Genomic DNA, 7,698 nt, shown 5'->3' with positions numbered 1-7,698 from the left:
TGGTTGACCCGCCACAATTCCTGGAAAAGCAGCTCCGCCTGGCTGCGGGTGTTGACGAACAGCAGTGTCGTCTTGTGGCGTTTGATCTCGCGATAGATTTCCGGCGTGGCGTAGCGCGCCGAATGTCCCGCCCATGGCACGCGCTCTTCGGAGTCGAGGATGGAAATCTCCGGTTTCGCACCCCCGGTGACGACGATCAGTTCGGCCATGTCATGGCCTGTCGAACCCTTGGGTGGATTCTGGCTGACCAGCCAGCGCCGCAACTCGTCCGGTTCGGCCACCGTCGCCGATAGCCCGATGGTTTGCAGACCAGGGACAAAGCTGCGCAACCGTGCCAGGCCGAGCGCCAGCAGATGCCCGCGTTTCGATGTCACCAGCGAATGCAGCTCGTCGAGCACGACGTAGCGCAGATCTTCGAAGAAGCGTCTGGCATCGCCGGCCGCAATCAGCAGCGCCAGTTGTTCGGGTGTGGTCAGCAGGATATCGGGCGGCACCAGTTTCTGGCGCTGGCGCTTGTGCGCCGGCGTGTCGCCGGTGCGCGTCTCGATGGTGACGGGCAGCCCGATCTCTTCCACCGGCTTGCCGAGATTACGCTCGATATCGACGGCAAGCGCCTTCAACGGCGAGATGTAGAGCGTGTGGATACCGCGCTGCGCCTGGCCCGGCTTTCTCTTTGGCCGGTTGGCCAGTTCGGTCAGCGAAGGCAGGAAGCCGGCCAGCGTCTTGCCGGCGCCGGTCGGCGCGATCAGCAGTACCGACTGACCGGCCTGGGCCTTCGCCAGAAGTTCGATCTGATGGGCGCGCGGCGACCAGCCTTTCTCGCCAAACCATCTGAGGAATGGTTCGGGCAGGGCCACGGCGGCATTCTGTTCGGCAAGGCGCGGCTCAACTGTCACCCGCCAGAGGTAGCGCGACGGCGCGCGAACGCCAAGGAAAATCGGAACAAAAGGTGATCGAGGTGAGCTTTCCTCGCCCCAGTACGGGGAGAGGATGCCGGCAGGCAGGTGGGGGGCGGCGCGAACCTCTCAATGCTGGCGCTGTCCCTCATCCGCCCTTCGGGCACCTTCTCCCCGTGAACGGGGCGAAGGAAGAAAGGCTACGGCCTCCTGAACCCTGTCGGGCCACCATAGAGATAACCGATGCGATCAACCGCATCCTTCAGGCCTTCGCGCGACACCAGCATGGTGTGGCCGTTGGCGTGGATCATCGTGTCGGCATCGGTCATCACGGCGACATGGCCCTTCCAGAACACCAGATCGCCGCGTCGCAAGCCGGAGAAATCAGGTCCCGGTTCCAGCGGCTCGCCAAGGGCCGCAGCCTGCATGTCGGAATCGCGCAGCACGTCTCTGCCGGCCATGCGCATCGCCAGTTGCACCAGCCCCGAACAGTCGATGCCGAAACCGGAAGTGCCACCCCAGAGATAGGGTGTTCCTAGAAACGCCTCGGCAACCGCGACATAGTCGGAGGCAGCTTCACTGAGCGGCCGCAGGTGACCTGCGATCAGCGCCTCGCCGGACGGCAGGACCGCATAGTGCGTACCGCGCGTCTCGGCCGCCTCCGTCACCGTCACCGTCGATCCCATCGACAATTGTCCGGCGATCGGAAAGCGCAGATCCGGCGCGGGATAGAGGAAGGTGCGCGGCACGCAGACGATGTGCGTCGGCGTATGGTCCCGTTTGCCCAGCATCGTGTCGGCGACATAGCCGACATAGCCGTCGCGTTCGGCCTGGACCCAGGCCCAGCCTTCGGCGACATCGAAGACCAGGACATCGTCGCCGAACAGGGCTTGCGTGTTGACGCCGGCATCCGCCCGCGGCGCCTTGCGCATATCGGCCACTGACGCGATGACCCGCGCCGGCCGGCCGGCGACGAAGCGGTCAGCGGCGACCTCACCCTTCAGCCGTGCATCGGCAAGGTCGGAGCGAAAAGCGTGAAGGCGGGCATCCCTGGCAGTCAAATCGAGCACTCTGTTGAAAAGGTCGCTCACATCGGCAGTTCGAGCGCCTTGGCGATGATACCATCGCCGAAGCGCTCGACAAAGAGCGCGCCCTCGACCGTGCGCCTGATCAGAACATTGCGCTTGTCGAGCTCGTCGCGATGGCGCGAGACGAGTTTCAAAGCGCCCATCGTGTCAAGGGCGCGGGTGATCACCGGCTTGGTGACATTGAGCCGGGCGGCGAGCCCGCGCACGGTGTGCGGCGGCGGATCGAGATAGATGGTGAACAGGATTGCCGTCTGGCGCATGGTCAGATCGGGCGCGTCGTCGCGCACCTGCGACAGCATCACCTGCTGCCACAGTCGCAAGGCCTGGCTCGGGCGCATCGCAATCGACATCGCGCCAGCATGACGGCAAATTGTTTCGGTTCCGTTTCAGTCAAAGCGATTGCCGTCTTTCGCCTGCGACTGTCAGCCATAGCGTTTCGCGATGATCCGCTCCAGCGCGCGGATGCCCTGTGCCTCGCCGCCGGCGGGGCCATGCGGACGATCAGCCGGATTCCAGGCGAAGATGTCGAAATGCGCCCAGCCCGCGGTTTTTTCGACGAAGCGCTTCAGGAACAACGCCGCTGTGATCGAGCCTGCGAAACCGTCCGTGGTGACATTGTTGATGTCGGCGATCTTCGACGACAGTTTTGCATCGTAGGGCCGCCACAGTGGCATGCGCCACAGCGGATCCTCCGTCGCGACGGAAGCCTCCGCCAGATCGGATGCCAGCGTTTCGTCGCCGGTGTAGAACGGTGGCAGATCGGGGCCGAGCGCCACACGGGCAGCCCCGGTCAGCGTCGCCATGTCGACCAGAAGCTGCGGCTCCTCCTCGTCGGCCAGCGCCAGCGCGTCGGCCAGCACCAGCCGTCCCTCGGCATCCGTGTTGCCGATCTCGACAGTGATGCCCTTGCGGCTCACCAGCACGTCGCCAGGCCGGAAGGCGTTGCCGGCAATCGAATTCTCGACCGCGGGAATGAGCACGCGCAGCCGCACATTCAGCCCGGCAGCCATGATCATCGAGGCGAGGCCAAGCACATTGGCGGCACCGCCCATGTCCTTCTTCATCAGCAGCATGCCGGACGATGGCTTGATGTCGAGACCGCCTGTGTCGAAGCAGACGCCCTTGCCGACCAGCGTCACCTTCGGTGCGTCTTGCTGCCCCCATCGCATGTCGATCAAGCGCGGTGCGCTGGTCGACGCACGGCCGACCGCATGGATCATCGGGAAGTTCCGGTCGAGGAGATCGTCACCCTTGATCACCGAGACTTCGGCCTTGTGCCTGGCGGCCAGGGTCCGCACCGCCTGCTCCAAATCTTCCGGACCCATATCGCTGGTCGGCGTGTTGACCAGATCGCGTGTCAGGAAGACGCCATCGACAATGCGGCGAACGCGCCCGGCATCGACGTCGGCCGGCAGGCCGAAGCGCAGCGCCCTGCCTGGCTTCTTGCCGTAGCGAGTAAAGACATAACCGCCGAGCAGCAGCGCGATCGCCGCGAGTTCGGCCTCGGCCGGCGCCAAGGCGAAATGCCAGTCGCCTTCCGGCAAGGCTTTCGACAATGCGCCGAGGGCAAGCGCGCCTTCGCCATCGCCGATACCGAACAAGGCGCCGCCGAGCGCCCCGTTTTCGCCGGGCACGACCAGTGTCCTGCCTGCCTCGCCGGAAAAGCCGTTGGCCCTGGCCCAGGCGATGGCGGCCGGCGCAAGACCGGCCGCGTCCAGACCGTCCCTGGCGACCAGATGGACCGGCAACGCGCCCGGCAATGTCTTCCCGACGAGTTCGACAGGCATGCGATGTTCTCCGTGTGAGTCGCCGTTCTTAACCGTCCGTTAGGGTTAACAGAATATTTCTGCGAGAGGGAAGACGGCCACGCAATGGCCGCGCATGAATGGAGGCTTAGGGTGCCATGCCGACCAACCGCAGGATCAATATCAGGGGAAAACGGCTCATCACCATGGCTCTTGTGCTGGCGCTGACGGCGGGCGTCGCCGGTTGCGGAACCGACAAGCTCTCCACCGGCTCTATCGCACGCACCAGCGGCAAACCGCTTGAAAGCATGTCGGCCGGCGAACTGCACAATGCCACCGGCGCACTTGGCCAATCCTACGCGAAGAACCCCAACGACAAGCGGATAGCGACGAACTATGCGGCGGCGTTGCAGATGGATGGCGACGCCGACCAGTCGCTGGCCGTGATGCGCAAACTCGCCATCGCTTTGCCCAAGGATCGTGACGTGCTTGCCTCCTACGGCAAGGCGCTGGCCGCCAATGGCCAGTTCGAGGCGGCGCTCGACGCCGTGCGCCGCGCTCAGACACCGGAATATCCCGACTGGAGGCTGGTGTCGGCGGAAGCGGCCATTCTCGACCAGACCGGCCAGAAGGACGATGCGCGCCAGCTTTACCGCAAGGCGCTCGACCTCAAGCCGAACGAGCCTTCCGTGCTCTCCAATCTTGGCATGTCGTATGTGCTGGAAGGTGATCTGCGCACCGCCGAAACCTATATGCGCTCGGCCGCGCAACAGCCGAATGCGGACAGCCGGGTCCGCCAGAACCTGGCGCTGGTCGTCGGCCTGCAAGGCCGGTTCGACGAGGCCGAGAAGATCGCCTCACAGGAACTGTCGCCCGAACAGGCGCAGGCAAATGTCGCCTATCTCAGGCAGATGCTGGCCCAACAGAACGCCTGGAGCCAGCTCAAGGACCAGGACAAGCCGAAATCCGCAACCAACTGAGACCACAATTCCGATGCCCCAACGAAGAGGCCGCGCTGCATGCAGCGCGGCCTCTTCGTTTGAAGTGTACTGCAGGAATTTGCCTTGCCGCTACTGGGCGTTTGTTGCCGGCGCCGCATGATCGCCGAAGATACCGCGTTGGCTGACCTGAATGCCGGCGGGACCCAGGATGATGGCGAAAAGCACGGGCAGGAAAAACAGGATCATCGGCACGGTAAGTTTTGGCGGCAGGGCGGCCGCCTTCTTCTCGGCCGCATTCATGCGCATGTCGCGGCTTTCGGCGGCAAGCACGCGCAGTGCATGCGCCACCGGCGTGCCGTAACGCTCGGCCTGGACGAGCGCCTGCGACACCGACTTGACCGAATCCAGGCCGGTGCGGCTTGCCAGGTTCTCGTAGGCCTGCTTGCGCTCCGGCAGATAGGAAAGCTCGGCATTGGTGAGGATGAACTCTTCCGCCAGCGCCACCGATTGCGCGCCGATCTCGTCGGCGACCTTGCGCAATGCTGCTTCCACCGACATGCCCGATTCGACGCAGATCAGCATCAGATCGAGCCCATCCGGCCATGCCATCTGGATCGACTGCTTGCGCTTGGTGGCGCGGTTGTTGACGTAGATGACCGGCGCGTAAAAGCCGCCGTAAGCAACGAGGATGCAGACGAACAGCCTGATGACCAATGGCTTGTCGGGCAGTCCTCCGAGCACGAAAATGTAGATTGCGGCCAGCGCGAAACCGACAAAAGGAAGCACGAGACGGAAGAAAAGAAACCGCGTCAGCGGATTCTGTCCACGAAAACCGGCCACCTTGAGTTTCTGCAAGGTGCCTTCATCGGCGAGCGCGCGTCTCAGATCCAGCCGGTCGACGATGTTGCGCATGCCGATCGACTGTTCCTCACGCAAGCCCTTGCGACGGCGGTCGGCCTCGACCGCAAGCCGGGCGCGCTGTTGCGCACGCAGTTCGTCGCGCTCCAGCGCAACGGATTTCATGCGTGACTTGAGCTGGTTTCCGCCAAACGCCGGCAGCAAGGTGAAGACGGTCGCAAACACCGCTATCGCGACCAGCATCGCGATCAGGAAGCTCGGATCCGTCAGGGTCTTGATGACTTGCTCGGTCATGCCAGCATCCTAGACTTCGAAGTTCATCATCTTGCGCATCACCAGGATGCCGATCGACATCCAGACCGCAGAGCAACCAAGGATCAGGTTTCCGACGCTGGTGTTGAACAGCGGCATCAGGTAGGCCGGGCTCGACAGGTAGACGAGAAAGGCGACGATGAAGGGCAGCGCCCCGATGATCGCGGCGGATGCCTTCGCTTCCATCGACAGCGCCGCGACCTTGGCTTTCATCTTCTTGCGATCGCGAAGCACGCGCGAAAGATTGCCCAGCGCCTCGGAGAGATTGCCGCCGGCTTGCGATTGAATCTGGATAACGATGCCGAAGAAGCTTGCCTCGGTGCAAGGCATGGTTTCGGGCATGCGCAAGGTCGCGTCGGGGATAGAGAGGCCCATCTGCTGTGAATCGACGATGCGGCGAAACTCGGTCTTCACGGGTTCGGGCGATTCGTTGGCGATCAGGCGCACGGCATCGTTCAGCGGCAGGCCGGATTTGACCGCGCGCACGATGATGTCGAGCGCGTTTGGAAATTCGTTGAGGAATGCCTTGACCCGGCGGGCGCGGCGAAACGTGACGAACCAGCGCGGCAGGCCCAGCCCCCCGGCCAGCAGCACGCCCGGCAAGGCGATCAGCGGGGCTCCGGCCACGAAAGCGGCCATCGTCAAAACGATACCGCATATTGCGGAATATATATAGAAACGCTCGATGGTGGTCTTGAGGCCGGCCTGACGAAGCTGGGCTTTCAGCGGCGGCTTCTTGACGCGGCTGTCCTTGGTTTTCTGCTTGGCGTCGAGTTCGTTGAGAGAATCCTGAACCGATTTGCGCCGCTTGGCGGCTTCCGCCACGCGGTCGCGCGAGGCCTTGACGACGGAGCGATCCGTCTCGGCGGTCCTGATTGTTTCGAGCCGCTTGCCGACCTGTTTCTCGTTGCTGATCCGGGTGAACAGAAATGCATAAGCGACGGCGCCGGCGCTGAAGCCGGCGAGCACGACAAACGCCAGTACTGTGCCGTCAATTCCAAACATTGGCCCGAACCCTTACACCCCAGCAGACGTCAGTCAGCGCGTTTCTCCATCGCCTCGAGCGCAATGGCGAGACGCTGCTCCTCGCCGTAATAGCGTGCACGCTCCCAGAAATGCGGACGGCCGATGCCGGTCGATACGTGCTCACCCAACAGCCGGCCGTTGGCGTCCTCACCCTTGATGTTGTAGAGGACGATATCCTGCGTGATGATGACGTCGCCTTCCATCCCGATCACCTCGGTGATGTGGGTGATGCGGCGCGATCCGTCGCGCAGGCGCGCTGCCTGGATGATCACGTCGATGGAACCGACGACGATTTCGCGCACTGTCTTCTGCGGCAGCGAATAACCGCCCATGGCAATCATGGATTCGATGCGGTTCAGGCATTCGCGCGGGCTGTTCGAGTGGATCGTGCCCATCGAGCCGTCATGGCCGGTGTTCATCGCCTGCAGAAGATCGAACACTTCGGGTCCGCGCACTTCGCCGACGATGATGCGCTCGGGCCGCATGCGCAGGCAGTTCTTGACCAGGTCGCGCATCGTCACCTCACCCTCGCCCTCCAGATTGGGCGGGCGGGTTTCGAGGCGCACCACATGCGGCTGCTGCAATTGCAGCTCGGCCGAGTCTTCGCAGGTGATGACGCGCTCCTCGCGGTCGATATAGTTGGTCAGGCAATTGAGCAGCGTGGTCTTGCCCGAACCGGTACCGCCCGAGATCACGATGTTGCAGCGAACACGGCTGATGATCTTGAGAACTTCGGCGCCCTGCGGCGAGATGGCGCCGAACTTGACCAGTTGGTCGAGCGTCAGCTTGTCCTTCTTGAATTTGCGGATGGTGAGCGTGGCGCCATCGATGG

General features: G+C 63.4%; 8 protein-coding genes. 1 reads left to right on the top strand and 7 read right to left on the bottom strand.

Annotated elements, in window-relative coordinates; translation table 11 throughout:
- The 4 genes from EN991_RS15025 to EN991_RS15010 all read right to left on the bottom strand — a co-directional run.
- Positions 1-896: DEAD/DEAH box helicase (locus EN991_RS15025; RefSeq protein ID WP_127369039.1), on the bottom strand; the 896-nt coding region annotated here is incomplete at its 3' end.
- A 200-nt stretch (positions 897-1,096) separates the two neighbouring features.
- Positions 1,097-1,957: an NlpC/P60 family protein gene (locus tag EN991_RS15020; protein WP_164753715.1), complete on the bottom strand. Its 861-nt coding sequence runs from the start codon at positions 1,955-1,957 to the stop codon at positions 1,097-1,099.
- Between the two features lie 26 nt (positions 1,958-1,983).
- Positions 1,984-2,334 (bottom strand): MarR family winged helix-turn-helix transcriptional regulator, encoded by a 351-nt coding sequence (locus tag EN991_RS15015; protein WP_013533675.1) that lies wholly within the window; start codon positions 2,332-2,334, stop codon positions 1,984-1,986.
- 72 nt (positions 2,335-2,406) lie between these two features.
- Positions 2,407-3,771: a M17 family metallopeptidase gene (locus EN991_RS15010; protein WP_027161743.1), complete on the bottom strand. Its 1,365-nt coding sequence runs from the start codon at positions 3,769-3,771 to the stop codon at positions 2,407-2,409.
- A gap of 116 nt (positions 3,772-3,887) precedes the next feature.
- Here EN991_RS15010 and EN991_RS15005 point away from each other — a divergent pair, with 116 nt between their 5' ends.
- Complete coding sequence (locus EN991_RS15005; protein ID WP_013533677.1) at positions 3,888-4,709, top strand: tetratricopeptide repeat protein; 822 nt, start codon at positions 3,888-3,890, stop codon at positions 4,707-4,709.
- Positions 4,710-4,799: 90 nt separating this feature from the next.
- Here the strand turns inward: EN991_RS15005 and EN991_RS15000 are convergent, their stop codons facing one another.
- The 3 genes from EN991_RS15000 to EN991_RS14990 all read right to left on the bottom strand — a co-directional run.
- Positions 4,800-5,822 carry a type II secretion system F family protein gene (locus EN991_RS15000; protein ID WP_013533678.1) on the bottom strand — a complete coding sequence of 341 codons (1,023 nt, stop codon included), beginning with the start codon at positions 5,820-5,822 and terminating at the stop codon, positions 4,800-4,802.
- Between the two features lie 9 nt (positions 5,823-5,831).
- Positions 5,832-6,845, bottom strand: coding sequence for a type II secretion system F family protein (locus EN991_RS14995; protein WP_013533679.1), 1,014 nt, complete (start codon positions 6,843-6,845; stop codon positions 5,832-5,834).
- Positions 6,846-6,874: 29 nt separating this feature from the next.
- A partial coding sequence (locus EN991_RS14990) for a CpaF family protein (RefSeq protein ID WP_164769077.1) occupies positions 6,875-7,698 on the bottom strand: 824 nt, incomplete at its 5' end.

The sequence above is a fragment of the Mesorhizobium sp. M7A.F.Ca.US.005.03.2.1 genome (assembly GCF_003997795.1).
Taxonomy (GTDB): Bacteria; Pseudomonadota; Alphaproteobacteria; order Rhizobiales; family Rhizobiaceae; genus Mesorhizobium; species Mesorhizobium ciceri.
The sequence above is the reverse complement of the archived record's forward strand: the minus strand, read 5'-3'. Positions and strand labels throughout refer to the sequence as shown.

Bases quoted from the DNA above. Each gene is read 5' to 3' on its own strand.
- EN991_RS15015 (WP_013533675.1), bottom strand. From the start codon at position 2,334: ATGTCGATTGCGATGCGCCCGAGCCAGGCCTTGCGACTGTGGCAGCAG.
- EN991_RS15010 (WP_027161743.1), bottom strand. From the start codon at position 3,771: ATGCCTGTCGAACTCGTCGGGAAGACATTGCCGGGCGCGTTGCCGGTC.
- EN991_RS15005 (WP_013533677.1), top strand. From the start codon at position 3,888: ATGCCGACCAACCGCAGGATCAATATCAGGGGAAAACGGCTCATCACC.
- EN991_RS15000 (WP_013533678.1), bottom strand. From the start codon at position 5,822: ATGACCGAGCAAGTCATCAAGACCCTGACGGATCCGAGCTTCCTGATC.
- EN991_RS14995 (WP_013533679.1), bottom strand. From the start codon at position 6,845: ATGTTTGGAATTGACGGCACAGTACTGGCGTTTGTCGTGCTCGCCGGC.